Genomic DNA, 26086 nt, shown 5'->3' on the forward strand with positions numbered 1-26086 from the left:
GCTGCTGGGCTATGAGTTCATTGTAGGGTATAATGGTGACAGGTATTGTCATAAATATAAAATAAATCGGAGCGTATGCCATGTCAAAATCCAAACGCCTGCTGGAGCTGATGATGACCGTCAACCGCAAGCGCAGGTTCACCGTCAAAGAGCTGGCGGATGAATTCGGCGTTTCCTCAAGAACGATTCTGCGGGATTTGCAGGAGCTTGGGGAGCTGGGGGTACCGCTATATTCCGAAGTGGGGCCGCACGGGGGCTACCAGGTGCTGAACGAGAGAATACTCCCGCCGATTGCCTTTACGGAGGAAGAGGCGGTGGCGATTTTTTTTGCCAGCCATGCCTTGCGCCACTACAAGTACCTGCCCTTCAAGGAGGAGTCGCTGAGCGCACTGCATAAATTCTACAATTATATGTCCGGGGATGTCCGCGACCGGATTGACGGGATGAAGAACCGGATTGATTTTGTGATCCCGGCGCGGCAGGCGGAGTTTCCCTATCTCTCCATACTGCTGGAAGCGGCAACGGGGCAAAAAGTGCTGCGGATTGATTATCAATCCAAGGGCAAGCGTATGGAACGTCTTATCCAGCCGGTCGGCATCTATGCCAATAGCGGCTTATGGTATTGTCCCGCCTACTGCTTCCTGCGCGGCGGCATCCGCGTGTTCCGCTGCGACCGGATGCATAAGGCAATATATGACACCTCCGGCCTTGTCCCGCTGGATTTGCAGCATGTGCATTTGGGGAATAAGGATGCTTACAGCAGTGTGGAAGGAAGCCTGAAGCAGGAGAAGAGCAGTATCGGGGAGCGGGAGTCAACTAATAATAGGGATCAGGTCCGGATATACATAGAGCTGACCCCTGATGGAGTCCAGGCTTGCGAGGCTGAGCTGTGGTCGTCCCAGCTGCTGCATACCCGCGAAGACGGCACCGGGCGGCTGGAGGGGGAGATCGGCAGGAGTGATCTGCAATTCTTCGCCAGGTTTGCTATCGGATTATGCAATGAGGCTGAGGTGAAAGGACCTCCGGTACTTGTCGAGTGGATAAGCAAGCTGCTTGGAGATATGCTGGCGAAGTATAGCTAGAGCGGGGGCGGCGTAATTATGGCAGCTTCGCCTACCTTCCCCTTCGAAATAAAATCTGCAATAGCTTACATGTAGGATTGCCATATTTCAGCCAGACGCCGGATGCCCTCCTCAATGAACTCCTCGGCAATACCTCCAAAGCCTATAATAAACTCCGGTTCATCGCTGCCGGCCCGGTTCCACCAGGTATAGGACATTGGTGTGACCCGGATGCCGGCAGCCCCTGCCAGTTCTGCAAGCTGGCGCGCACTGCCGCCGCTTCTTAGCGTAAGCAGAATGTGAAATCCCGCCCCCTGGCCGCTTACAGACGCCTGTTCCCCGAAATGTGTGTGTATGGCTTGCAGGAGCAGGTCATGCTTCCTTTGATAGAGCAGCCGCATTCTCCGCAAATGCTTCGCCAAATATCCTCTGCCGATAAAATAATGCAATGCAATCTGATTGAGCCGTGAGGCTGAATGCTCCAGGTACAGCTCGTTTTTCAGCCGGTGATAGCCGGGCAGCATTGCCTTGGGCAAGACCATATAGTGAATGCACAAGGCCGGGGCTACCGATTGGGCCGCGCTGCACATGTAGATGACCGGACTGTCCTCCTGCAGTCCCTGGAGTGCGGGAATCGGCCGTCCGTGATAGCGGAATTCACCGTCATAATCATCCTCGATAATGCAGCCTCCGCTTGCCCGGGCCCATTCCAGCAGGGCCAGACGCTCTGTAACCGGCATCGCCATACCCCGGGGGAACTGGTGGGAAGGCGAGATATATGCGGCACTAGCCCCGCTGCTACAGAGCTTCGCCACATCAAGCCCATCCTCCTGTAAAGGAATGGGAAGGATTTCGAAGCCATGTCTTTTAAATGTGGCCGGCAGCAGATGATATCCCGGATCTTCAATGGCGAGCCGGCTTGTCCTCCCCTGAAGCAGGAGCGCGGCAAGGGAGCATAGCGTATACTGGTCGCCGCCGATCACAATCTGCTCTGCAGTGCATTGCAGTCCGCGGAATTGCCGCAAATGGACGGCGAGGCTCCCGCGCAGAGCAGGCTCTCCCTGCGGATCGCCATACTGCAGCAAATCGGGATTGGAGAGCTGCTCCTGGTAGAGGCTGCGCCATATTTTGTGCGGGAACACGGAGAAATCATTGCGCGAAATATGGAAATCATAAGCATAGCTCCGGGAATCCCTGGCCGTAATGGGCCGTGCGGGCAACGGGCTTTGTTCCTGAGGGGGCCTAACTCCGCTGATCAGATAAACCTGCTGTACATAGTAGCCGCTGCGGGGCTTGCTCACAATGAAGCCCTCTGCCAGCAACTGCTGGTAGGCAAGCTCTACTGGAGTGGTGCTGGTATGGACTTGGGCGGCCAAATTGCGGACAGAGGGCAGATGTGCGCCTGCGGGGAGCGTTCCGCTGATAATCTCTTTTTTGAAATAATCATACAGCTGTATGTAATAAGGAATTCTATTATTCTCTTGAAGCGGCGGCACAAGCAGCATAAGCTTCCTCCTTGACTGTCCTTTGAAAAAGGTTGGTTTTGTCCATTTTAAAGTATACAGTTCTGCAATACCATAGAGCTATGCAGAAGACAGGAGATGAAGCCTTTGAGCAAGCAATCTGGACTGTTAATGGGAGAAAAGGTGTATCTGCGCCCGCTGAACGGGGAAGACGCCGAACTGTATTACCATATGTTTTACGGTGCCGAGACCCGCAGGCTTACTGGAACGCAGAAGCATCTTACGAAGGAGGAGATCGCGGCATATATTGAACGCAAAGCGGGAGATGACAGCGGGGTACTGCTGCTGATCGCACTTAAGGACAATGACGAGGCAATCGGCGATATCGCCATTCAGGATATGGACCGCAATAACCGTACAGCCAATCTGCGGATTGCCATCGGTGAGGAGCGGCATCAGGGACAAGGCTATGGCCGGGAGGCGTTGCTGCTGCTGCTGGATTACGGCTTCGGAATTCTGAATCTGCACCGGATTGAAATTGAAGTTTACGCATATAATACACGTGCCGCCCACGTGTATGAGTCCGTAGGCTTTGTCCGGGAGGGCGTGCGGCGGCAGACGCTTTTCTACAACCATGAGTACCATGATGTGGTAATGCTGAGCATGCTGGAAACGGAGTACCGGGAGCGTTATATCCAGTGAAGGTCAAATAAGGTCAAAAAGTTAAAAATCCTGAAATTTATAATAAAAATTGAGCTGAAACGCCGGATTTTCCCGGATTTTCGGCTTATACAGGTTTTGTCTTCCCCCGTGACGGGAACTATAATAAAGCCATAGGTCAAATAAAGTCAAAGTCAAATGAAAGGAGAATGTATGATGTTTGATTTGGTTCCTTTTGGAAAACGCAGAGATGATGCTTTTGGTGTGCTGGCCAAGTCCCTGAATGAAGTGTTCAATGATGATTTTTTTGCACCGATTAAAAGCTCGACGATGTCCTTCCGGACAGATATCCGCGAGAGCGAGCAGGCGTATCTGATTGAGGCTGAAATGCCCGGCTTCAAAAAAGAAGAAATCGACATCGATTACGCCAGCCCTTATTTGACGATCAAGGCGGTGCGCAAGGAAGAAAACAGCGAGGAAAACAAAGACCATCAGGTGGTGCGCAGAGAACGCCGGTATGGAGAATACGTGCGCCGGTTCTATGTACAGGACATTGCTGATGATGAAATCCGTGCTTCACTGAAGGACGGTCTGCTGACCCTGTCGGTACCGAAGCGGCAAAAGTCGCAGGGTAAACGCATTGAGATTCAGGACAGCGGCTCATCCGGTGAGCAGCTTCAATAAACGGCAGGCTGGCCGTGCGGATGCTTCCGGTGAAGCAGAGGGCATGGCTGCGTAGGGGACGGAGACGTCCAAGTCCGGAAAGACCGGCTGAAATTTAGGGGCCGTTATCCCGTTAAGGCTCCGGCAGTATCGGCGGTTTCGAAGGGCTTTTCATATAGCACCATCATACAGGCGCATTGTAGTGGGGATTCCGGCTATGGTGCGCTTTTTCATGAAATGTGGGAATATCTCAGGATAATCCCTGTTTGTGAAGAATAGGCTTGGATGTGCGGAGATTTGGCTGAATGGGGCAAACGCTCAGGATGGAGCAGGAAAGAGGGTAATAAAAGGTAGAATACTCCGTGATTTATATAACCCTTCCCCTTCAGATGTCCATACAGCGCTGGAGCCGAAGGAACGGCGGAGTTAAATATAAAGATTCAGGTATAAACAAGCTAACGGCAAGCGGCCCGGAATTACAGAAAAGCATCGGCTATGCAGCCGCATTATACGAAAGGAGGAGGTACCCTTGGCGGCAAACTATTACGAAGCCCTGGGCGTAGGGGAAAAGGCCTCGAAGCAGGAGATTAAAAAAGCCTACCAGAAGCTGGCCAAGAAATGGCATCCCGACGTCAATAAGGCACCGGAGGCGGAAGCCAAATTTAAGGAAGCGGCGGAAGCGTATGAGGTGCTGGGCAATGACGAAAAAAGAAAGTCCTATGATGAGGAGCTGCGCTACGGTTTCGGCGGCGCAGCCAGCGGCGGAACGCGGCGGGGCGGAGCCTCTTCGTCGGCGTATGGGGAATCGCCCTTTGGAGCGGGCTGGGGCGGAAGCTACTCCTCCTCCGGCGGCGGTATTCAGGGTGAGGATTTGTTTGAAATGTTTTTTGGCAGCCGGGGGGCTGCGGACCGGGCGGGATTTGATTTTTTCTCCGGCAGCGGCGGTGCCGGCGGTCCTTTCGGCGAGGCGGGCAGTACAATGCAGGCGCAGCTTGAAGTATCCCTGGAGCAGGCATATAAAGGCGGAAACATCCGGGTGCAGGTCTTCGGCAAAGATGTGAATGTCAGCATTCCGCCGCGTGCCGCCGAGGGAACGGTGCTTCGGATTCCCGGCAGCGGTGGAGCAGCGCAAGGCGGCGATCTGCTGATCTCGCTGCATCTGCTGCCGCATGACATCTACGAGCCGGAGGGCGGAGACCTGTACGGCTCCGTGGAGATTGCGCCATGGCAGGCCGTCCTTGGCGGCGAAGCCAAGGTTCCGCTGCCGGATGGCAGCAGCGTGAAGCTGAAGATTCCGGCCGGAATGGCTGGCGGCAAGACGCTGCGCCTTACCGGCAAGGGGCTGAAGCGCCCGGATGGCACGAACGGTGATATTCTGTTCGCGGTGGAGATTGTGATTCCCGCCAAGCTGTCTGAGGCGGAGAAGAAGCTGTACCGCCAGCTGGCCGAAGCTGGCAGCTTTCAGGCCGGAGCGAAGCGGCGGGAGGCAGGCTCCGGGCGGCGCAAGGCCGCGATGGGCTAAGCGCAGGCCGCGGCTGCGGCGGCGCGAATGAAGGCCGGCGAGCGCGGGCCCGGCGGGCTTGGCGGAAATAACGGCAGAAATGCCGTTGTTGAGCGCGGCGAGGCCGGGAGTGAAGGAAATAACGGCAGAAATGCCGTTGTTGAGCGCGGCGAGGCCGGGAGTGGAGGAAATAACGGCAGAAATGCCGTTGTTGAGCGCGGCGAGGCCGGGAGTGGAGGAAATAACGGCAGAAATGCCGTTGTTGAGCGCGGCGAGGCCGGGAGTGGAGGAAATAACGGCAGAAATGCCGTTGTTGAGCGCAGTGCGGGCGGCCGCCCGAGCCCGGCGAACAAGCAAACACAGAAAGGTGATGAAGAAGATGGACTTCAACAAATTAACACAGAAGCTGCAAGAGGCGGTTGCCGCAGCGCAGTCGCTGGCAGCGGCCAGCGGGCATCAGGAGATTGACAATCTCCATTTGCTCAAGGCGCTGCTTCAGCAGCATGAAGGTCTTCTGCCGCGTCTGCTGCAGAAGATGAATATCCCTGTGCCCGGGCTGCTTCAGGGCACGGAGGAATTGCTGCAGCGGAAGCCGAGCGTCAGCGGCTCAGGGGCGGGCACGATGCGCCGTTATGCGTCGCCATCGCTGATCGCCGTATTGGAGCAGGCTGAGAAGGAAGCCGCGCAGATGCAGGATGAATTCGTGGCAGTGGAGCATGCGGTGCTTGCGATGGTGTCCGATTCCAGCAGCGGGAACCGGGAGCTGCGCGGGCTGTTCATGAGCCGCGGGCTGACGCGCGACAAGCTGCTGGGGGTGCTTGCTGAAATCCGCGGCCATCAGCGGGTGACAAGCCGGGAGCCGGAAGCAACGTATGAGGTGCTGGAGAAATACGGCCGCGATCTGGTGGCCGAGGTGCGGGCGGGCAAGATTGACCCCGTCATTGGACGGGATGGAGAGATTCGCCGGGTAATCCGCATCCTCTCCCGCAAGACGAAAAACAATCCGGTGCTGATCGGGGAACCCGGTGTAGGGAAGACAGCGATTGTTGAAGGTCTGGCTCACAGGATTGTCCGCAAGGATGTGCCGGAGGGGCTGAGGGACAAGACGATTTTTTCGCTGGATATGAGCGCGCTGATTGCCGGAGCGAAGTACCGGGGAGAATTCGAGGAACGGCTGCAGGCGGTGTTGAAGGAAATCCGTGAGAGCGACGGACGGATTATCCTCTTCATCGATGAGCTGCATACCATTGTCGGCGCTGGCAAAACCGAAGGCGCAATGGATGCCGGCAATATGCTGAAGCCGATGCTGGCGCGCGGCGAGCTGCATTGCATCGGGGCGACGACCCTGGATGAATACCGCAAATATATCGAGAAAGACCCTGCGTTGGAGCGCCGCTTCCAGCAGGTGCTGGTCAGTGAGCCGGATGTCGAGGATACCATTTCCATTCTGCGCGGGCTGAAGGAGCGCTTCGAGGTGCATCACGGTGTGAAAATCCATGACAGCGCACTGGTTGCGGCGGGCGTATTGTCCAACCGCTATATTACCGACCGCTTCCTGCCCGATAAGGCGATCGATCTGGTGGACGAAGCGTGTGCCATGATTCGTACGGAGATTGACTCCATGCCTGGCGAGATGGATGAGGTGACCCGCCGCCTGATGCAGATGGAGATTGAAGAAGCTGCGCTCAAAAAAGAAACCGACGACGCCAGCAAGCGCCGCCTGGAAATCCTGCAGCGTGAGCTGGCTGATCTCAAGGAGAAGCATCTGGGCATGACAGCACGCTGGGAGAAGGAAAAATCGGCCATTCAAGATCTGCGGGAGCTTAAGAAGAAGCTGGAGCAGGCCCGCAAAGACCTGGTAGACGCCCAGGAGGTCTACGATCTTAATAAGTCTGCGGAGCTCAGCTACGGTATTATTCCCGATCTGGAGCGGCAGCTGAAGGCAGCGGAGGAAGCGGCGTCGCAGGATCAGGAGAGCCGGCTGCTGCGTGAAGCTGTGACGGAGGAGGAAATTGCCGATATTGTATCCCGCTGGACCGGTGTTCCGGTCAGCAGACTCGTGGAAGGCGAGCGGGATAAGCTGCTGCGGCTGGAGGATACGCTGCATGAGCGGGTAGTGGGGCAGGAAGAAGCTGTCCGGCTGGTTACGGATGCGGTGCTCCGGGCAAGGGCCGGGATCAAGGACCCGAACCGCCCGATTGGCTCGTTCCTGTTCCTCGGACCTACCGGTGTCGGTAAAACAGAGCTGGCCAAGGCGCTGGCGGTATCGCTGTTTGACCGCGAAGACGGCATGATCCGCATCGATATGTCGGAGTATATGGAGAAGCACAGTGTTTCCCGCCTGGTCGGTGCGCCTCCGGGCTACGTCGGCTATGAAGAGGGCGGCCAGCTTACGGAAGCGGTTCGCCGCCAGCCGTATACGGTGGTGCTGCTGGACGAAGTGGAAAAAGCCCATCCAGATGTGTTCAATATCCTGCTGCAGCTGCTGGATGACGGGCGGCTGACCGATTCGCAGGGCCGGATGGTGGACTTCAAGAATACAATCATCATCATGACCTCGAACATTGGCTCGCCGCATCTCATCCAGGGCACCGATGACAACGGGGAGCTTACAAATGCAGTCAAGGACCGGGTTATGAAGGAGCTCAGCGCCCATTTCCGGCCGGAGTTTCTGAACCGGGTGGACGACATCGTAATGTTCAAGCCGCTCGCGCTGGATGAAATTGAACGGATTGTCGTGAAGCTGGTGGAAGGCCTGCGCCAGCGCCTGGCTGAGCGCGGCGTCGGTCTTGCGCTTAGCGATCCGGCGGTGCGGTTCATCGCCAGGGAAGGCTTTGATCCGGTGTATGGCGCAAGACCGCTGAAACGCTTCATCCAGCGAAGCCTGGAGACAAGAGTGGCGCGTGCGCTGATAGCCGGTGAGGCAGAAGAAGGCTCGGTGATGGAGGTCAATGAAGCGGGAGGCGAGCTGTCCGTATCGATTACCCGTCCGAAGTCTGCGGAGGCGCTGAATTAATTCAAACATAAGCAGATGTCCCTAAATCGACCGGAAAAGGGAGGTCAGGGCTTCATCTCCACGCCAATAAGCGTCCGCATGCTTTTAATTTGGCCGTAATGCTGCCCATGCCGGGTTAGTGCAGGCAATATGCAACCTTACATCAATTGCCCTCTCATTTTCAAATGGCGGTACAGCAGGTAAGCCGATACGGAGCAGAGCAGTGCGCATAATCCGATGAAGCCGTAGCCCGCCTGCAGTCCCCGGAGCAGCCCGATTCCGTCTTCCTGCCCGGAGGAAAACAGCTGCTTGATTCCCCCGGTGATCACACCGATGAAGTAGTTGCCGAGCACGCTGGCTGCGCCGATCAAGGTCACGACGAAGGTGATGGCGGTATCGCTTCCGTTGCGGTAGCGGTCGGCGATCAGCGCCATCACCGTCGGATAAATCGGCGCGATGCCGATGCCGGCGATGGCGAACAGGACGGCGCCGGGCTCCCCCCAGAGGATGGCGGCAAAGGTGCAGAGGCCTGTGAAGGCGGAGAACAGGATCAGCGACAGGGCAAAGCCGATTTTGTCCGTCAAGGGACCAAGCGCAAGGCGGGCGAGTGTGAAGCAGAGGAAGAAGGCGGACAGCATGCCTGAAGCGGCCGGGGTCTGCCAGCCGTACGCTTTTTCCAGAAAGTTCACCAGCCAGCCGCCGACGGCCAGCTCCGAAATAACACCAAATGATAGCACAGCCACCAGCAGCCAAATTACCGGATCACGGGAAATGGCCGAGAGCGGGATGCGATCCTCGGACAAGGTGGCGTCGCCCGGGAATTTGCCGAGAAACGCCGGAAGCATCGGAATCACCGACAGCATGAGAATCAGCAGGTAAACTCCCCGCCAATCCAGCATATGGCCGAATACCGTTACAGTCATCAGCCCGGAAGAGAGCAGCGGCGCCACGGTTGAACTGAGGCCATAGAAGAAATGGGACAGGTTCATCATGGTTCCTGTGTTTTTCACGAAGATCCTGGCTCCAAGCACGGCCAGGCCGATTTCCAGCATGCCGTTGCCGATATACATCAGGAAAAAAGATCCTGACAGCGCCGGATAGCTATGGGAGAGGAAAATGAAGATACCGGATACGGCCATCGAGCCGAAGGAAAGCAGGCTGACCGCCTTGATGCCGATCTTGCGGATCAGCAGGGCGGTGAAGGTGCAGGCCAGCAGATAACCGAGTGAATTCAGTGACAGCAGAGTGCCCAGCTGCATCTCGTCGAGCCGCAGATCGTACTGGATGCGCGGAATGGCGGGACCTTTGATATTTTCAGAGAAGCCGAAGACCAGGAAGCCGACGAAGACGGTCAGCAGCTGCAGTGTATAATTGCGTTTGGATGAAGCGGAATGGACAGTCGGGTCAGCTTTCAAGATGTACCTCCTGGAGTTTAGTTGCGCCGGGTTAAGGGGCAAACCGCATGAGGTTCATTATACCACCGCTCACTCTGTCCAAGGAACCAGATTTGGATGCTGGTCAAGAATGGACAGATACTGTTCTTTCCAGCCGTACTGTCCATCGGGATCAAGCAGCATATAACGCAAATATTTATCCAGGCGGTATTCCGGCCTGGACCAGCCCAGGTGCTTCAGCCGCAGATTGCTTAACAGATGGGGGAGCTCAAAAATATTCTCCGGCAGCCGTCCGCAGTGCTGCGGAAGATCGTTCCACTCATAGTTGAAATCCTCGCGGTAGCGGAGCAGAAAAGGCCGGTAGCTTAGATGGGAGCGCCAGTACCTGTCCTCGCGGTAATGCCGGTCGTCCCAGAAATCGAACAGGCGGAAGCAGAACAGATCGCAGCTGTCCTCGCGCAGCAGGCTGTCGATGTCCCCGGCAAACCGCTCTTCAAAAATCTCATCCGCATCCAGGCTCAGAATCCATTCAGGGCTGCTCTTCACGACCTCGTCCCACTGCTGCTTGCGCAGCTCGGATTCATTGCTGAACTTGGAGACACTGTTGCGCACAAGGTGCAGCGGAATGCCCTGCAGGACCTCCCGGCAAATGTCGGCTGTGTCATCGGTGCTGCCATCGTCGATGATGACGGCCTCGTCGATATACTGGCGGTGTGTCTGCAGAACCTGGCGCAGGAAACGCCGGCCTTCATTTTTGACCACCATTGTCAAGGTCAGCTTGGGTCTGCGGGAGGCAGCCCGTTCGGTAAAAGCTGCAGCAAATTCAGCCGCCGCCCGGACGGCTTTTTCGCTGTCTGATTCCTCCCGGAACAGCGGCTCCTTATGCAGCCGCCGCCGGGCTTCCGCCTCCGTCCAAGGCTTGGGGCCGTCCTGTTCGGAGGACTGTGCCGGTTGCTCTGCTGCCGCTCCCGTTCCCGCATCCTTCCCGGTCTCCGGCTCTGGTGCTGCTGCCGCTCCGGTGCCAGCCGCTTCCGCCTCTGCCTCCAGCCCGGGCCCCGCTGAGCAGAGCCGGATGAAATCCGCTACCTTATCAAGGTCGCTGTCCCTGTACAGGTGCAGCGCCGGATAGTGGGTATCCACATATAGCGGGATGCCCAGAGCGGCGGCGCGGATGCAGAAGTGGCGGTCTTCGCCCCAGTAGGAGATATTGCGCACTCTGTCGTAGCTTGCTCCCGCAGCAATAGCCCCGCGGCTGACCAGTGTACAGGCGCCCAGTCCGCCCACTTCATAAATGCCCGGCTGCTGCAGCTTGGCCAGGAATTGATGGAATCTGCGGTTGATCTCCTCCTGGCTGAGCTGCTCGCCCGGCTCGGCTTCCCACTGGTTGTATTCATCGTGCATCCAGACCTGCGGCTGCAGCAGGGTCCCCGGCTGCCACTGCGTCCAGAACACCTCGGAGATAATGTCCCTGCCCGTCCCGATCAGGTGCAGCAGGGTATCGGGATGCAGAATCAGATCGGAATCGATCAGGAACAGATAATCGTAGTCGAAGGCTTCGGCCCGCCGGATCATCAGGTTCTTGAAGCCGGCCACCTTCCAGACCAGATTGGAATTCCAGAAGTGGGTCGTATCGTTGCGGATATAGGCATCATGAAAGCCGGAGGATTGCAGAAACACTTCATTCCCGCTTGCTGCGAAGGTCTCGAGCAGACGGCTGGAGGCCTCATCCTCGTTGTCATCGATCAGATAGAAATCCAGTTCGAAGCCCGCGCGCCGCAAGCGCAGCAGAGAATTCAGAAATTGCTGCAGAATATGCGGCTTCTGGTGAATCGGACTGCCGAGCAGCACACGTGTCTTGTTCTTGCTCTTGCTCATTCATTGTCCACTCCAGTACAAATAGATGTATGGATTATATATATTCAATATATTTGCAGACGTACTGGACTACCCCTTATTTTTTGCCGGGTCCGGAAATATATGAATTGTCGTCTGGAAACGGACTGTTGTACAATACCGCTTAGACAGAGAATAGGCCATTGCTCGGGCATTGCCGGTCCGGCCTGAATTTGTCGTCTGCGACGAGCCGATCTCGGCGCTGGACGTCTCCGTTCAGGACCGGCCACTATGTGGCCTCGGACTGAGACAACGGCGTCCGGAATTTGCGATCCCTGACGATCTCCTTGGTAACGGACCAACATGCAAGTGAAAATCGGCTTAATATCCAAACCATCATTAGGAGGTTATGAGATGACAGAGACGGCAAGCAAAGTGAAGTTATCGCAATGGGATGCCTTATTGGTGGAATCATTGCGTTCTCTCGGCTGGTCCGACGAGGAACTGCTGCGCAGAGCGGCGTCGGGAGAGCTGCCTGCGGACGAGAGTGAATATAAATTTGATTATGCCCGCCTGACCACTCTGGCAGGGGAGCGGCCTGAGGAATTCCGGCAGGCGGTAACTGGCGGCTACCGGATCAAGTACAATACGATCCGCGGCATCCGCAGCTGGATATCCGTTGCCCTCGGCAAGCCGGCCGGGCTGGAGCTTAAGGAAGGCAAGGAAGCGGTGGAAGTGACCTTGACCGAAGCTGAGAAAAACCGGCTGGAAGCCGTGCTCTCCTACGGCTGGCGGATTACCGGCGGCCCTGCGGGTGCTGAAGGGTCCTGCCGGATTGAGCCGGTTCAGCGATAATTCTGCTGTGAAGTAAAAGGAGCTTTTGCGGGTTATCGTGTATTCATCTGAAACGCATATTATAATACGGGCGTATGTTAAGAAGCGGAAAAACGATATGCAGTACATAGGGGCCAGCCGGGTTCAATCCGTTCGTGTTGTCCAACGGTTCAGAAATCAACTTATTGTGAAGGAGGAACCCAGGTGCTGAAGTGGAAGCGAGGTGAAATCACCCTGTTCCGGAGTGAGCTGTATGAGACCAATTCCCTGGTTGTGGAGAGCGCCGGACATGTATTGGTCGTTGATCCTTGCTGGCTGCCGGGCGAGGTGGAGGAGATCCGTCGATATGTCAGCGGTGTTCTGGGCGGAAGACGGCTGCTGCTGCTGTTCACGCATTCGGATTTTGATCATATTATCGGATACGGCGCCTTCGCGGAAGCTGAGGTTATTGCCAGCAAAGCCTTCACGGACAAAAGCCGGGAAGAGCGGGAAAGCATTCTGGAAGAAATTCGTGCCTTTGACGATAATTACTACCTCAGAAGATCTTATGAGATTACCTACCCTGATGTGGATCATATCATGGGGCAGGACGGGCAGACGATGGTATTCGGAGAACTGCAGCTTACGGGATATGCTGCGCCGGGTCATACCAATGACGGTCTGTTCACGGTGGTTGATTCACCCCGCCTGTTCATTGCCGGAGATTATTTGTCGGATGTTGAGTTTCCCTATATTTATGACAGCAGTACTGCCTACGAAGCAACGCTTGGCAAGGTGGAGCGGATTATCGCCCGGCATCCTGTACCGCTGCTGGTGCCCGGACATGGGGAAGCAGCGGAGAGTCAGCCGGAAATCGAGCGGCGCAGAGGCGCAGGCCTGGATTACATCCGCCGCCTGCGGGCGGCTGTAGCTGCTGGAGAAGCGGCAGATCATCTCATTGCGGGCTGCGCCTTCCCCCGCAATATGCGCAAATTCCACCGCAGCAATCAGGAACGGATTAAGCGTGAGCTGGGCGGGACTGGCGGTTAGCGGCGGCGGCCTGCTTTTAATCCCGGATTACATTCTGCTCCAGCGCTCATACCGGGACTCGCACTTCCGTATCGCTCGAGATCCATGCATGCGGCGCGGGCATTGCATGATGACAGTCAAGGGTGCAGGCGGGCTGCCATTCTGCTGTACCCGCGTTGCCTTGCACATAACGCCGCCTCCGCAGCTCCTTACAAATTCTGCTGAATTTTGCGGATGCGGTCTCCAGTTTTTTCAAAAGATAAGAATATATATGTTTCACGCTATACATTAGCCTTATCTTTCTCGCTGAAACGGATACCGTCCTTATAAGGACGGCGAAGCCGTTTCCACTTGCATAGTATAGCTTACAGCGGTCAGACCTCCGGAAATCGACATAAAGTTTGGTTTTTCGCGCATTTGACAAGGCTTTCAGTTGCTATAAGTTATTTCATTACTGTAGACTATAAAATATAGGTACTAATCGCAAGCGAATGGAGAGGAACAGAGAAACAATGGATGTATTCAAGCGTTACTATGCGAATTTAACAGTCCGGCGCTTTTTGATTCTCGCGCTGATTGCACTGCTGCTGTACAGTATTAGAGATATGCTCAATCTTGTGCTCCTGACGTTTCTAATTGCTTATGTCATGAACAGCTTTCAGGTGCTGCTGTCCAAGCGGATCGGCAAATACGTCAAGGTGAACAGCAAGGTTATTATTGTCATTTTATATCTAGCTCTAATCACGATGATTGTGCTGGCGCTCGTCAAGTATCTGCCCAAGGTATATACGCAGATTAGGCAGCTGACCGATTTCCTGACCACTCTAACCTCTGATGATCTTCCGCAAAATGAAATTACCCAGTATATATTCAGCCAAATGAAGGACTTGAATTACCAGTCTTATATGACCCAGGGCATTGGATATGTGCTGAAAATCAGCAATTGGGGGACCACCTTCGTATTAGCAACCATTCTAAGCTTCGTCTTCATCCTGGAGAAAAACCGCATTGTCAGCTTCACTACCCGACTGAGAGACAGCAAGATTTCCTGGTTCTATGTGGAACTGGAGTACTTCGGCAAAAAATTCATCTCTTCCTTCGGCAAGGTGATTGAAGCACAGATTCTTATTGCCTTGTTCAATACCCTCTTCACTGTAGTAGGCTTATGGGTGCTTGGCTTTTTCTTTGAGCCTTTCCCGTACCTGTTCGCGCTGTCGATTATGATCTTCCTGCTCAGCCTGATTCCCGTGGTCGGGTTTGTGATCTCACTCGTTCCGCTGTGCCTCATCGGGTACAATATCGGCGGACTGATGATGACCATCTACGTGCTGGGGCTGATAGCTGTATTGCATTTCATGGAAGGCTACTTCCTGAATCCGAAGCTGATGTCCTCCAAAATGAACCTTCCCATGTTCTACACCTTCATTGTGCTGCTGTTCTCCGAGCATTATATCGGCGTATGGGGCCTGATTCTGGGCATCCCGATTTTCGTCTTTTTCCTTGATATTCTGGACATTACCCGGGAGAAACCGGAGGTCTAAGCTGTGCTGCGGCACCGCGGATTTGGTACACTATATAAGCGGCATTCAGACTGACCGCAGTTTGAATGCCGCTTTTTTTAAAATATAATTTATATGCTCGGCGCACTAAATGATCCTTCTATTTATCGCTGAAACACTCCTTTATAAGGACGGCGAAGCCGTTTCCACTTGAAGGATAAGAATTTATCCTGAATTTCGAAAGTAAGTATCCACAAATCATCTAAAAAGCTCTACATTGGTTCCATTCACTTTCGGAATTCAGGATGAATTGAACCGGAGAGCCTGAACAAGCTGATGAAAAGCAAGGAGGTTCATAAGGAACGGAAGCGAAGTGTAAAAAGTAACACTAATGGGCAGGAATTCTGGCTTTAACGAGCTTTAGTGGGATTTTGTACACCTAATGGAGGCCCGCTCCCCCCATATGCCCGATTTCAGCCGAATTAGGTGTACTTTTTCCCACTAGGGATGATCCAGGATCCGAATGCGGCGGATTAGTTATCCTTTTTACCACTAATATGGCTGCCCTTTGGATGAATGGTTCAAGTTCATCTTAATGCAGGCGAATTCCTCTGAAAGGAAGAGAAACGGATCGATTAAGGTTCCTTTTTCCCGCTAAGGACTTTTGAAAAAGCGGCTGGGGGAATATGAAGTGACCTTTTCCACCTGGCTTTCCGCCTGGCTTCAGCAGCCAGCCTTACACCTGAAATGCAAACAGCTGCAATGCCCGGTCAAGGACGGCGTAGCCGTTTCTGCTTGCTTGCATACTAAGGTGGGGAGCAGCAAGGAATTGCAGCTTCCGGTTCTCTACGATATCGATTGCGGGCATGTTCCGCCGCAGCTGACCCTCATCAATGGGGCGTATGCCGAGGTGGAATTGAAGTCAGGCGAGGGCAGCGGCACGGTGAAACAGATGTTCAAGCCGTAATTGGGCAAAAGGATACCGCAGGAATTATCGGCAGAAGCACCGCTGGATTGGCTCCTGCGGACAATTGGCAGGAATCAGCGTCAGAAATGCCAGTGAACCGGCTCCGGCGTGCCGCCTGCCTGCAAAAGAAGAAGCTGTCACCCATGTGCAGTTAATCTGCGCAGGAGACAGCCTTTTTTTGCCGGAATGTATGCGTTTCCCAGGATTCCCGCAGGCAGCGGGACGGGAACTCAAGTGCTATGTACCCTCTGTCAGCCGAAGGAGGTCATTGCACTTTGCGTCACGATCTCTTTCAATTCGGCCTTTTGCACGGTATATTGCTGCCGGGTGATGCTGCCGCTGGCGAGGCGCTGATCAAGCTGCTGGGTAAGCTGCGACACCTGCAGATGAACGACGCTGTCAATATCTCCGCCGTTCTCCTCGGCGATATCTTTCAGGGACTTGCCGTCATACAGCGCATTGTACAGCTCCTCATCGGAGGATTGGTTCAGCGCTTCCAGCAAATCATCCTTATCGGCTACGCTGGCTGTAGACCATTTGGCAACCGGACTGGCACTCACCACGGGCTTCCCCCAGGTGGTTCCACCGAAGGAGATCGCCACAATCATCGTCCCGACAATCATCACTCGTTTGATATTCATAATTCATCCTCATTTCAAGTTTGGTATATCGGTGCAGGGGCATTGATTACAGGAATAGGGATACTTATGACTTCGTTGTGATTAATTACATTGTAACCGGCAAAGCTGAGGTTAAGCTTAACTCTTCTTTAAGATAACCTAAAGAATCAACCTCTGCCGGATACTACGTTTGAGACAGCGGTTTGGGTTCATTTCTTTTTTGCGCAGGAACTTTTCAGCCAAATGTCCGTCTGGAAGTATAGCCTCACGGAGAATGCCCATGAGCAATTCAGAGCCGGAAATTAAATGACCGCAAGTGAAAGGGGTGAACCGTGAATGACCAAGAAAGTGCTGGTAGTCGATGATGAGCCGGGTATTGTAAATTCGATTGCCTATGCGCTGAGGCGTGAAGGCTATGAAGTGGATACGGCAGGAGACGGTGAAGAGGCGCTGAGCAAGGCGCTTGTTTTTCATCCGAACGTGATGGTGCTCGATGTGATGATGCCGAAGCTGAACGGATATGATGTATGCCGCAAGCTGGAGGACCGGGGGGATATCGGAATTATTCTGCTGACCGTCAAAAATGATATCGTCGATAAAATCGTCGGCCTGGAGCTGGGCGCGGACGATTATATGACCAAGCCGTTTGAGATCCGCGAGCTGCTGGCCCGGGTCAAGGCGCTGCTGCGCAGGCTGGAGAAGAATTCGGCCGAAGCCAAAAGCGAGGTTGTCGAATACGGCGCGCTGCGGGTTCACGCGGACCGGAGATCCGTCCAGCTTGGGGAACAGCAGCTGGAGCTGACGCCGAAGGAATTCGATCTGCTGCTCCTGCTGCTCTCCCATCCGCAGCGTGTCTACATGCGCGAGGAACTGCTGGAGCAGGTCTGGGAGATGGATTATGCCGGAGGCACGCGCACAGTGGATATCCACATCCAGCGGCTGCGCAAAAAGCTGGGCGAACCGTACCAGAATATCCTGCAGACCGTCTATGGCGTCGGCTATAAAGCCGTTCCGGCGGGGAGCTTCGCATGAGAACCAGCATCAAGCTTAAGTTCAGCCTGTTTCTGGCCGTGCTGCTCATTGTGGCTATAAGTGTCTTGAGTTATCTGGTGCTGCGCGGAGTCGGGCGGAATCAACAGGCCCAGACCGAGAGCCTGCTTGCCCAGCATGTGAGAACCGTCAATCTGCGGGTCAAGCAGACGTATTATACCGGTACGAGGCTGGAGCCGCAGGCATTTATGCAGCAGCGGGGCAGAGCGCTGGCCGCAGAGCTGGCCGGATTCACCGGGCTGCAGGTTACGCTGTACGACGCAGAGGGGCAGCAGGTTGGGACATCCTTGCAGGAGGAAGGTCCGGCGGCGGGACAGACGCCTGCCGATGCCCTGGCCTACGCGCTGCAGAACAAAATTGCCTACCAGAGCGCCGGTGAAAGGCTGCTCTATCTGGCGCCGCTGCAAGGGCCGGATAACCAGATGGGAGTTGTGCAGCTTGAGTATTCGCTCCAGGCCGCCCAGAGCTTCCAGCGGACCTTGCTGAATCTGTTCCTTACAACCGGAGCCGCTGTTCTGGCCTTAAGCTTCATCGGCGGCTACCTGTATTTCAACCGGGCTGCCGCTGCCATTGGACGCCTCAAGAAGGCGGCGGAATCGATCCGCCGCGCCGAGTATATCACCGCTCCGCCGTTGAAGCGGAAGGATGAGCTGGGCGAGCTGGCGGAGGGCATTTACTTCATGAGCCGGGAGATTGACAGCAGCATTGCCGCAAAGGATGAAGAGCAGCGCAAGCTGCAGCTCGCGGTGCAGAAGCTGCAGGCGCTGGAGCAGCAGCAGAAGCAGTACATCGGCAATATCAGCCATGAATTCAAGACGCCGCTGACCTCGATCAAGGCTTATGTGGACCTCTTGAACATGTATGACGATGATCCCAAGCTGCTGTCGGACGCCAAGCTCAGCATCGCCAGGGAAACCCAGCGCCTGTATGAGATGGTGGACAAGGTGCTGCAGCTGACGGCGCTGGAGAAATATGATTTCGAATCCCGGGCCGAACTGCTGGAGGTGCAGGGTGTGCTGCAGGATATCTGCAGCCGCATGAGAGGCAAGGCAGAGCGGTATGGGCTTACAATTACACTGGATGCAGAGCCTGCGCATATCTGGATCGACAAAGAAAGCTTTATGCATATCTTCATCAACCTGCTGGATAATGCGATTAAGTATAATGTTCCGCAAGGGACCGTGCATCTTCAGAGCGAGGTCAGGAGCCAGCGGGTCTGGATTACGGTCAGGGATTCAGGGATCGGCATTCCGGCGGAGGCCAGAGACAAAATCTTCGAGCCTTTCTATACCGTTAACCGCGACCGTGCCAGGCAGTCGGGCGGCACGGGGCTGGGGCTATCCCTCGTCCGGAATCTGGTGGAGAAGCAGAACGGCACCATTGCCCTGCTGGAAGCGGACGGTGAAGGTTCGGAGTTTCGGCTGTCTTTTCCGCTGGTGTCTTAAAGGGAGGAAGTTTACAACTTGGAAACATTCCATGAGCGGTTTCGAAATAAGCATCCGGTATGCTGGGAGCAACACAACCTGGGGGGAAACCATTTATGAATCCTGAGAAGAGTGGCGGACTGCGCAAAGCGGCGCTGCTGCTGACGGGTGCGTCTGTTCTGCTGTCCATGGCCGCCTGCAGCACGGAAAATACTGAAGCCAGACAGACAATCGAGAAATCCGGCCAAAAAATCACCGTTCTGGACAATACAAGTGAATCGGTCTACACCAAGCTGCAGCTGGAGGGCATTGATAAAGTGGAGGGCGTTCGCGGAACGGATTTTGCCGGTGAGGATGCCATTGTGGTCGATAAAGAGAACCGGGAGCTTCCGCCCCAGACGGTAGAAGGCGAGGAACGCTATCCGCATAATCTTTATCTCCACACCCTCTCCACGGGCAATGAGACCCCGTTGCAGGAAGGCGAAAAGAATTATGGGGCCGCTCAGCTGTCCCCTGATAAGAAGCGGCTATTCTACAAAGAGCTGTATGAAGCTACGGGGCTCGGCTATATTATGAATCTGTCCACGGGCGCTTCTGTGAGAATAAGCGGCTCGGAGTTCAGAGGTACAGAAGGGCAGTGGGCCGACAGCGAGCATGTGCTTTTTCCTGATATGGAGGGAGCCATAATGAGGGCTGATGCGGACGGGGAGCTGGAAACGGTTCTGAAGATCGGGGCTTCTTTTGTTCATGAGGTGGTTCAGACGGGCAGCCGCATTCTCTATGTCACAGGCGAAGACAGCCAGCTCAGTGCCTATGACACCGAAACGAAGCAGTCCAAGGTGCTGAAGAAGAATGTAATGTGGGCCGTTCCGTCGCCGGATGGCAGCAGGCTGGCGATTGTGGAGCGGACCGGACCCGGAGTGATGGTGCTGAAGCTCTGTGACAGTGAGGGCAATGAGCAGGCCGCGCTGGCCTCGGGCCAGCAGATCTTCGGTACCAGCTGGTCGCCGGACGGCAGCAAGCTGGCGTATGCGATAACTGCCGCAAGCGCTGCTGAGAGCCAGGATGGCTTGTTCGTAACCGAAGTGGAAACCGGGGAACAGACGCCTGTGCTAAGTGATATTGAGGTGGCGGACCAGCTGCGCTGGAGCCCTTCCGGCAAGAAGCTGCTGGCCTCGGCCTCAATTCTGAATGAGACTGGCAACCGGTTCATTACGTATGTGGTGAGGCTGTCTTAAGCTGTCACAGGCATTCAGGGTTTCTTATACAATACGCATTGGGGGCCGTGTCAAGCGTACGGCTCTCTTTGCATTGTATGTCTTTTCAGGAAGGTCCTTTTTTGATTTTAAATTCATACTTGACAGGTGTGAATAAAGGGGTATATGATAGCAACAATAGTTCACTGTTAATTAAATGACCAGTGAAATAATTTTTGCAAAATAATAACCTTGAGCTGATTGGACCGCCAAAGGCTCCCGCAACTGTTCCCGTACAGGGAATAGTTCGGGGGCCTTTTTAATGGCCTATGATGTGGAAAGCAGGGAAAAGTATGAACGACAATCATTGGAAGCAGCTGGAGGAGGCCGATTACCTGTTCCGCAAAATGGTGCGGAGATTCGTGAAGGAACGCGACCGCGTAAGTGTGGAGGGGATTGCCCTGCCGGGCATGCTGATACTGCAAAAGATCATCCGTGACGGCGAGCAGCGGCTCGGCGATCTTGCGGAGCAGCTGGATTTCACCTCGGGCGCCATCACGGCGCTGAGCGACAAGCTGGAGGCAGGCGGATATACGGTGCGCAGGCGCAAGGAGGATGACCGCCGGACGGTGCTGATGGGCATTACGGCGAAGGGCAGGGAGATGGTGGAGCGCAACGGCAACATCGGTGCCCGATGTATCACGCTTCTGTTCGAGGGATTCACCGAAGAGGAGCTTGCGCTGCAGAGCCGGTTCTACGAACGGATCATCGGCAATCTGGAGGGGTTCTCGGAGACCCTGCTGAGGCTGGCGCAGCAGAATGCTGAGGTTCCCGTTCCGCGAGACCCTGAACAGAAGCCGCGCGGGGGCGCGAAGAAGAATTATCTCAGCTACTGAGCTTATGCTCACAAAACTTAGGCGTATGCTTCCGAAGCGAGTTTTGTACGAAGCGGTTCAAGGAAGCTTATGCTCACAAAACTTTTAGGAGAGATGATCATGGGACATTCAAGCGTATATCCGACAGGAGCCACAATATATAACCCAGGCAAGGCCTGGAGCGGTTATACTGTATTTCAGGCAGGCGACGAAGGGGTCGTGCTGATCGATATGAGCGGCAAAGAGGTGCATGTGTGGCAGGGGCTGATCGGGTTTCCGGCCAAGATTCTTCCCGGCGGCTTCGTGCTGGGCAGTACGGGCAGAAGAGATCCGAAATTCGGCATCCAGGACAATGTCGATCTGGTGCAGGTCGATTGGGAAGGCAATGTGGTCTGGAAATATAACGGTTATGAGCATATTGAGGACCCCGGCTATGAACCGCTGTGGTACGCCCGCCAGCATCACGACTACCAGCGGGAGGGCAATCCGGTCGGCTACTATGCTCCTGGTCTTGAACCTTCGGTTAACAGCGGAAAAACGCTGATTCTAGCCCATAAAAATCTGCATAACCACGAGATTTCCGACAAGCAGCTGCTGGATGACACGATTATTGAAGTGGACTGGGAGGGCAATATTGTCTGGGAGTGGGCGGCAAGTGACCATTTTGCCGAGCTGGGCTTTGATGAGGCGGCGCGCAATGTCCTGTTCCGGGATCCCAATACCCGCTCCTTCAGCGATCTGGGCGGCGGCGTGGGTGACTGGCTGCATATCAACTCAGCTTCATACGTAGGTCCGAACAAATTCTATGATCACGGAGACGAGCGCTTCCATCCGGAGAACATCATCTGGGATGCCCGGGAGGCGAATATTATCGCCATCACCGACAAGCGCACCGGAGCCATTGTCTGGCGGCTGGGGCCGGATTACTCACTGCCTGAAGTGAAGCATATCGACTGGATTATCGGCCAGCATCACGCACACATCATTCCGAAGGGACTGCCGGGCGAAGGCAACCTGCTGGTGTTCGACAACGGCGGCTGGGGCGGCTACGGTCTGCCGAATCCCTCTTCGCCTTATGGGCAAAAGAACGCGCTGCGCGACCATTCGCGGGTGCTGGAGATCAATCCTGTGACGCTGGAGATTGAGTGGCAGTACACCTCGGCAGAGGCGGGCTTTTCCGTCCCGACGGATTCCTATAAGTTCTACAGTCCGTATATCAGCTCGGCGCAGCGGCTTCCAAACGGCAACACATTGATTACAGAAGGTTCGAATGGACGCCTGTTCGAGGTGACGGCAGAGCATGAGCTGGTCTGGGAGTATGTCTCTCCGTATACCGACCGGCGGAATACGAATATGGTCTACCGTTCATACCGTGTGCCTTATGCCTGGGTGCCGCAGCTGGAGAAGCCGCAGGAGAATGCGATTGAGCCGATTGATGTGTCCAGCTTCAGAGTGCCGGGAGCCGCACCGAAGGGATCGGATTCTGTCGTCAGCGTGGCAACAACACTGCCGTTTACGGAGGGCGCCGCTTGTGTGGCTACTGCGGATGAAGCCGGCGGCCGGAGAAGCGTGTAGGCCTGATCCGACATCAGCACTGCTGCAAATTTTTAAAATTTATAAACGACGAGGTGCATAGTCTTGAAAAAATCATGGTACGGCTCAGCCGCTCTGCTCTTATCCTTATCTCTCTTGCTGGTTCTCTCGGGCTGCAGCTCCAAGGGAGACGCGGCGGCCTCCGAAGGGAACGATAGCGGCAAGCCGAAGGCTCTAAAGATTAAAATTGCCGATATTAATACGAATCCTACCTTCCGCGTGGCGCTGGATAAAGGCATCTTCGCGAAGCACGGCATCGATGCGGAAATCATTAACTTCGGCACCCCGGCTGAAGGTGTGAATGCGCTCTTCATCAAGCAGGTGGATGTCGCCTTCGGCGCTGACTTCCCGGTGCTGAACGCCGTGGCCAAGGGCGATTATTCGATCATTGCTTCTGCCGGGCAGGCGACAGATCAGGCGGCGGCGGTATGGAAGCTGTACGTAAGGGACGAGATCAAATCTGCCGCCGATTTGAAGGGCAAGAACCTAAGCTTCATGCGCGGCACTTTTCTGCCGTACCTGTGGGATGAATATCTCAAGGAGCAGGGCATCGCACTGGGCGATGTGACGCTTACGGGACAGGGGGCATTCGACGAAGCCTTCATTGCCCTGAAGCAGGGCGATGTAGATGCCGCCTGGTTCAGCGGCTCCGCGCTGACTGACAAGCTGGCCGCGCTTGAGGGCGTTCATGAGCTGACCGATATGTCCAAGACTCCGGTGCGCCTGGGGATGGGGATTGTTGCCGGAAATGAGTTCGTGCAGGCCAATTCCGGGGCGATCGGGGAATTCCTGGCGGCAGTGGATGAAGCTTCGGCTTATGCCCAGGCGCATCCTGAGGAAGTGGCGGAGCTGATGTTCAAGGAATTGAAGCAGCCGAAGGAAGCTACGCTCAAGGATCTTCCGACCAACCCATGGAAGGTTGGATTTACGCAGGCTGCGTACGACAGCCTTGCCGGGCAGAAGAAATATATGGTTGATACGGGCATTATCGAGCAGGATTTTGACCTGGACAGCAAGCTCAGTCTGGAGCCGCTGAAGCAGGCGCTGCCGGATAAAGTAACCTACACGAAATAACTTAATTTTCAGGAGGTGCCCCATGTCTTTACCTGCCAAGCAGCATGCCATTCATATTGAGCAGCTGCGCAAAAGCTACAGCGAGCCTGCGGCCGGGGATGTTCATTACATTATCAAGGATGTAAATCTGGTGGTCAAAGGCGGTGAGTTCTTCGTGCTGCTTGGTCCGAGCGGCTGCGGAAAATCGACACTGCTCAATATGATCGCCGGGTTTGTCTCCAAATCCGGCGGCAATCTGAGGGTGGACAACGTGGAGGTGGACAAGCCGGGCAGGGAGCGTGCGGTTGTGTTCCAGCAGGCGGATTCCTCCCTGTTCCCCTGGCTTACCGTGCGTGAGAATGTGGAGTTTGGGCTGCGCATGAAGAAGACCCCCAAGGCGGAGCGCCGGTCCATCTCGGACCGCTATATCGGCCTGGTCGGGCTGGGCGGCCATGAAGAGAAGTTCCCGAAGGAGCTGTCGGGCGGCATGAAGCAGCGGGTGCAGCTGGCGCGGGTGCTGGCGAATGACCCGGCCATTCTGCTGATGGATGAGCCTTTTGGCGCGCTGGATGCAATGACCCGGCGGACGATGCAGAAGGAGCTGGTCCAAATCTGGCGGGAAACGCATAAAACCGTTATTTTTGTGACCCATGATATTCAGGAAGCGCTGCTGCTCGGTGAACGCATCGGCATCATGTCTGTGGGCCCGTCCTCCAATATCACCGACGTTTATGACAATACGCTGCCCTTCCCGCGGGATGTGGCTTCACCGGCATTTTACTCGCTGTATAACCAAATTCAGAGCCATTTTGAAGAATAGATCGGGGTGTGAGAACTAATGAAATGGGTGGAGAAAAAATGGGTCTCCGTCTCGCTGCTGTGGATTGCCGCACTCAGCGTCTGGCAGCTTGGCGCCTGGATCTATGGTCCCGATGTCATCCCCGGCCCCTGGAGCACGCTTAAGGGAGGGCGGGAGCTGATTGAAGACGGCACCTTGATGCAGTATATCGGCATCAGCTTTTACCGTGTGCTTGTCGGCTGGGTGCTTGGCAGCCTGCTGGCTGTTCCGGCGGGGCTGATTATCGGAAAGGTGAATGTCATCCGCATTTTTGCCGAGCCGTTTCTGAATTTCATCCGTTTCATTCCGCCGATTGCCTTCATTACACTGTTCCTGGTCTGGTTCGGCATCGGGGAGCAGTCGAAGATTGCCCTGATTATGTATGCCACCTTTTTCATCGTCGTGCTGAACACCTTAACGGGTGTAATGTCGGTGGAGGAGGACAAAATCCGCTCGGCGCGCAGCATGGGGGCGAATGAATGGCAGATACTGCTGCATGTGATTGTACCGGCTACAATTCCGTATATCTTCACGGGTGTGCGCCTGGCGATGGGCACCTCCTACATGGCCATCATCGGCGCAGAGATGATCGCCTCGAACGAAGGTGTCGGCTATCTGATCTGGAATTCCCGGCTGTTCTTCCGGACGGACTGGATTTTTGTCGGACTGTTCTGCCTGGGCTTCATGGGCTTTGCCACGGACCGGCTCTTCGGCTGGTTCGGCCGGAAGGTGCTCTACCGCTACGGCGTGGTCAATGTGGCTGCGCGGAGAAGGTAATGCGGAACACACCAATAGCTCTATAGAAAACAACTGTCCGGAAATCGGGATGGTTGTTTTTTTAAAGAGAATTTATAGGTTTCACGCTAAAAATTATCCTTCTATTTTTGGAGAAACGGATACTGCCTCTTTCAGAGAACGGCGAAGCCGTTTCTTCTTACAAATGCTGCTATTCCGCTTGATGTCCGGCGAATAATGGGCCTCTACGATTAAATACTACGGAGGGTCTGCCTCCTGTATTGCCGCCAGCGCCGGAGCCGCAGGAAGCAACGGCAGTACAGCAGCAGAGGGGGATGCCAAGAATCAGCAGCAGGTTGCATTGAAGCAGCAGCAGGCAGCACGGCGTTGTAAAGCGTGGAGCAACGGCGCGCAGGACACGGCTGGCGTGGGACAGTTACTGTTTTATCTCGTTGTTATAAGTATTCAAGTGGAAAAAGTAAACCTAATGATAGGTTAATCATTGATTTCACAGCACCTAAGTGGAAAAAGTAAAACTAAATAGGTGCTCTGAATTAAATGATACTGTTTTGCTTGAAATTTATACGAAAAAAGGCTTTATCGCTTTACAGCTCGAAAGGATAATTGACTGTCAGAGGTCCTATCGTGGAACTTCATTTTTTTTTAAAATGGTTATCCCGTGGTGGGCGTCAGTTCTACTTGGAAACCTAGCTTTTGCAGTTTTTGGATTAGGTAACTCGCAGTCTGTTCTGGGGTGTTCACATATTCGGTCCCCCGTTCGGTATAGGGGACTTTATCCCGAAGCATCACGTAAATGATTCGAA

At 54.9% G+C, this 26086-nt stretch carries 21 protein-coding genes and 1 pseudogene; 18 read left to right on the forward strand and 4 right to left on the reverse strand.

Annotated features, from left to right (window positions below; translation table 11 throughout):
• Positions 1 to 80: 80 nt before the first annotated feature.
• Positions 81 to 1082: a helix-turn-helix transcriptional regulator gene (locus tag HYD27_RS26075; protein ID WP_219220101.1), complete on the forward strand. Its 1002-nt coding sequence runs from the start codon at positions 81 to 83 to the stop codon at positions 1080 to 1082.
• A gap of 65 nt (positions 1083 to 1147) precedes the next feature.
• Here HYD27_RS26075 and pdxR read toward each other — a convergent pair whose 3' ends face one another.
• Complete coding sequence (pdxR, locus tag HYD27_RS26080) at positions 1148 to 2566, reverse strand: MocR-like pyridoxine biosynthesis transcription factor PdxR (protein WP_219220103.1); 1419 nt, start codon at positions 2564 to 2566, stop codon at positions 1148 to 1150.
• Positions 2567 to 2662: 96 nt separating this feature from the next.
• Between pdxR and HYD27_RS26085 the strand changes: the two genes are divergently transcribed.
• The 5 genes from HYD27_RS26085 (at position 2663) to clpB (ending at position 8364) form a co-directional block, all read left to right on the forward strand.
• Positions 2663 to 3226, forward strand: coding sequence for a GNAT family N-acetyltransferase (locus HYD27_RS26085; protein ID WP_219220105.1), 564 nt, complete (start codon positions 2663 to 2665; stop codon positions 3224 to 3226).
• 174 nt (positions 3227 to 3400) lie between these two features.
• Positions 3401 to 3868, forward strand: coding sequence for an Hsp20/alpha crystallin family protein (locus tag HYD27_RS26090; protein ID WP_219220106.1), 468 nt, complete (start codon positions 3401 to 3403; stop codon positions 3866 to 3868).
• Between the two features lie 508 nt (positions 3869 to 4376).
• Positions 4377 to 5369 (forward strand): DnaJ C-terminal domain-containing protein, encoded by a 993-nt coding sequence (locus HYD27_RS32790; protein WP_219220109.1) that lies wholly within the window; start codon positions 4377 to 4379, stop codon positions 5367 to 5369.
• A gap of 27 nt (positions 5370 to 5396) precedes the next feature.
• Positions 5397 to 5816 (forward strand): hypothetical protein, encoded by a 420-nt coding sequence (locus HYD27_RS26100; protein ID WP_219220111.1) that lies wholly within the window; start codon positions 5397 to 5399, stop codon positions 5814 to 5816.
• A complete protein-coding gene (clpB, locus tag HYD27_RS26105) occupies positions 5728 to 8364 on the forward strand; it encodes an ATP-dependent chaperone ClpB (RefSeq protein ID WP_219220112.1) in 2637 nt (878 codons plus the stop codon). Before HYD27_RS26100 ends, clpB begins: the two co-directional genes overlap by 89 nt.
• A 137-nt stretch (positions 8365 to 8501) precedes the next feature.
• On the opposite strand, the gene HYD27_RS26110 is transcribed toward clpB, so the two are convergent.
• Positions 8502 to 9758, reverse strand: a complete 1257-nt coding sequence (locus HYD27_RS26110; protein WP_219220115.1) for an MFS transporter — start codon at positions 9756 to 9758, stop codon at positions 8502 to 8504.
• Between the two features lie 69 nt (positions 9759 to 9827).
• A complete protein-coding gene (locus HYD27_RS26115) occupies positions 9828 to 11612 on the reverse strand; it encodes a glycosyltransferase family 2 protein (RefSeq protein WP_228745346.1) in 1785 nt (594 codons plus the stop codon).
• 372 nt (positions 11613 to 11984) lie between these two features.
• Here HYD27_RS26115 and HYD27_RS26120 point away from each other — a divergent pair, with 372 nt between their 5' ends.
• From HYD27_RS26120 to HYD27_RS32230, 4 genes and pseudogenes are all read left to right on the forward strand, one after another.
• On the forward strand, positions 11985 to 12425 hold the full coding sequence (locus HYD27_RS26120; RefSeq protein WP_219220117.1) for a hypothetical protein: 441 nt from the start codon (positions 11985 to 11987) through the stop codon (positions 12423 to 12425).
• Positions 12426 to 12608: 183 nt separating this feature from the next.
• Complete coding sequence (locus HYD27_RS26125; protein WP_219220119.1) at positions 12609 to 13433, forward strand: MBL fold metallo-hydrolase; 825 nt, start codon at positions 12609 to 12611, stop codon at positions 13431 to 13433.
• Positions 13434 to 13924: 491 nt separating this feature from the next.
• Complete coding sequence (locus tag HYD27_RS26130) at positions 13925 to 14953, forward strand: AI-2E family transporter (protein ID WP_219220121.1); 1029 nt, start codon at positions 13925 to 13927, stop codon at positions 14951 to 14953.
• A 781-nt stretch (positions 14954 to 15734) separates the two neighbouring features.
• Positions 15735 to 15878: pseudogene (locus HYD27_RS32230) on the forward strand (LD-carboxypeptidase); the annotation flags it as partial.
• 251 nt (positions 15879 to 16129) lie between these two features.
• On the opposite strand, the gene HYD27_RS26140 reads toward HYD27_RS32230, so the two are convergent.
• Complete coding sequence (locus HYD27_RS26140) at positions 16130 to 16519, reverse strand: hypothetical protein (RefSeq protein WP_219220126.1); 390 nt, start codon at positions 16517 to 16519, stop codon at positions 16130 to 16132.
• A gap of 315 nt (positions 16520 to 16834) precedes the next feature.
• Here HYD27_RS26140 and HYD27_RS26145 point away from each other — a divergent pair, with 315 nt between their 5' ends.
• The 8 genes from HYD27_RS26145 (at position 16835) to HYD27_RS26180 (ending at position 25304) form a co-directional block, all read left to right on the forward strand.
• Positions 16835 to 17530, forward strand: coding sequence for a response regulator transcription factor (locus HYD27_RS26145; RefSeq protein WP_219220128.1), 696 nt, complete (start codon positions 16835 to 16837; stop codon positions 17528 to 17530).
• Positions 17527 to 18993, forward strand: a complete 1467-nt coding sequence (locus tag HYD27_RS26150) for a sensor histidine kinase (RefSeq protein ID WP_219220129.1) — start codon at positions 17527 to 17529, stop codon at positions 18991 to 18993. Before HYD27_RS26145 ends, HYD27_RS26150 begins: the two co-directional genes overlap by 4 nt.
• 95 nt (positions 18994 to 19088) lie before the next feature.
• Positions 19089 to 20210, forward strand: coding sequence for a TolB family protein (locus HYD27_RS26155; RefSeq protein ID WP_219220131.1), 1122 nt, complete (start codon positions 19089 to 19091; stop codon positions 20208 to 20210).
• A gap of 311 nt (positions 20211 to 20521) precedes the next feature.
• Positions 20522 to 21064, forward strand: coding sequence for a MarR family winged helix-turn-helix transcriptional regulator (locus HYD27_RS26160; RefSeq protein ID WP_219220133.1), 543 nt, complete (start codon positions 20522 to 20524; stop codon positions 21062 to 21064).
• A gap of 99 nt (positions 21065 to 21163) precedes the next feature.
• Positions 21164 to 22618, forward strand: a complete 1455-nt coding sequence (locus tag HYD27_RS26165; protein WP_219220136.1) for an aryl-sulfate sulfotransferase — start codon at positions 21164 to 21166, stop codon at positions 22616 to 22618.
• A 63-nt stretch (positions 22619 to 22681) separates the two neighbouring features.
• Positions 22682 to 23710 (forward strand): ABC transporter substrate-binding protein, encoded by a 1029-nt coding sequence (locus HYD27_RS26170; protein WP_219220138.1) that lies wholly within the window; start codon positions 22682 to 22684, stop codon positions 23708 to 23710.
• Positions 23711 to 23732: 22 nt separating this feature from the next.
• Positions 23733 to 24509: an ABC transporter ATP-binding protein gene (locus HYD27_RS26175; protein WP_219220140.1), complete on the forward strand. Its 777-nt coding sequence runs from the start codon at positions 23733 to 23735 to the stop codon at positions 24507 to 24509.
• A gap of 18 nt (positions 24510 to 24527) precedes the next feature.
• Positions 24528 to 25304, forward strand: coding sequence for an ABC transporter permease (locus tag HYD27_RS26180; RefSeq protein ID WP_219220141.1), 777 nt, complete (start codon positions 24528 to 24530; stop codon positions 25302 to 25304).
• The last annotated feature ends 782 nt before the right edge of the window (positions 25305 to 26086 follow it).

The sequence above is a fragment of the Paenibacillus sp. S150 genome (assembly GCF_019352175.1).
Classification (GTDB): Bacteria; Bacillota; Bacilli; order Paenibacillales; family Paenibacillaceae; genus Paenibacillus_AQ.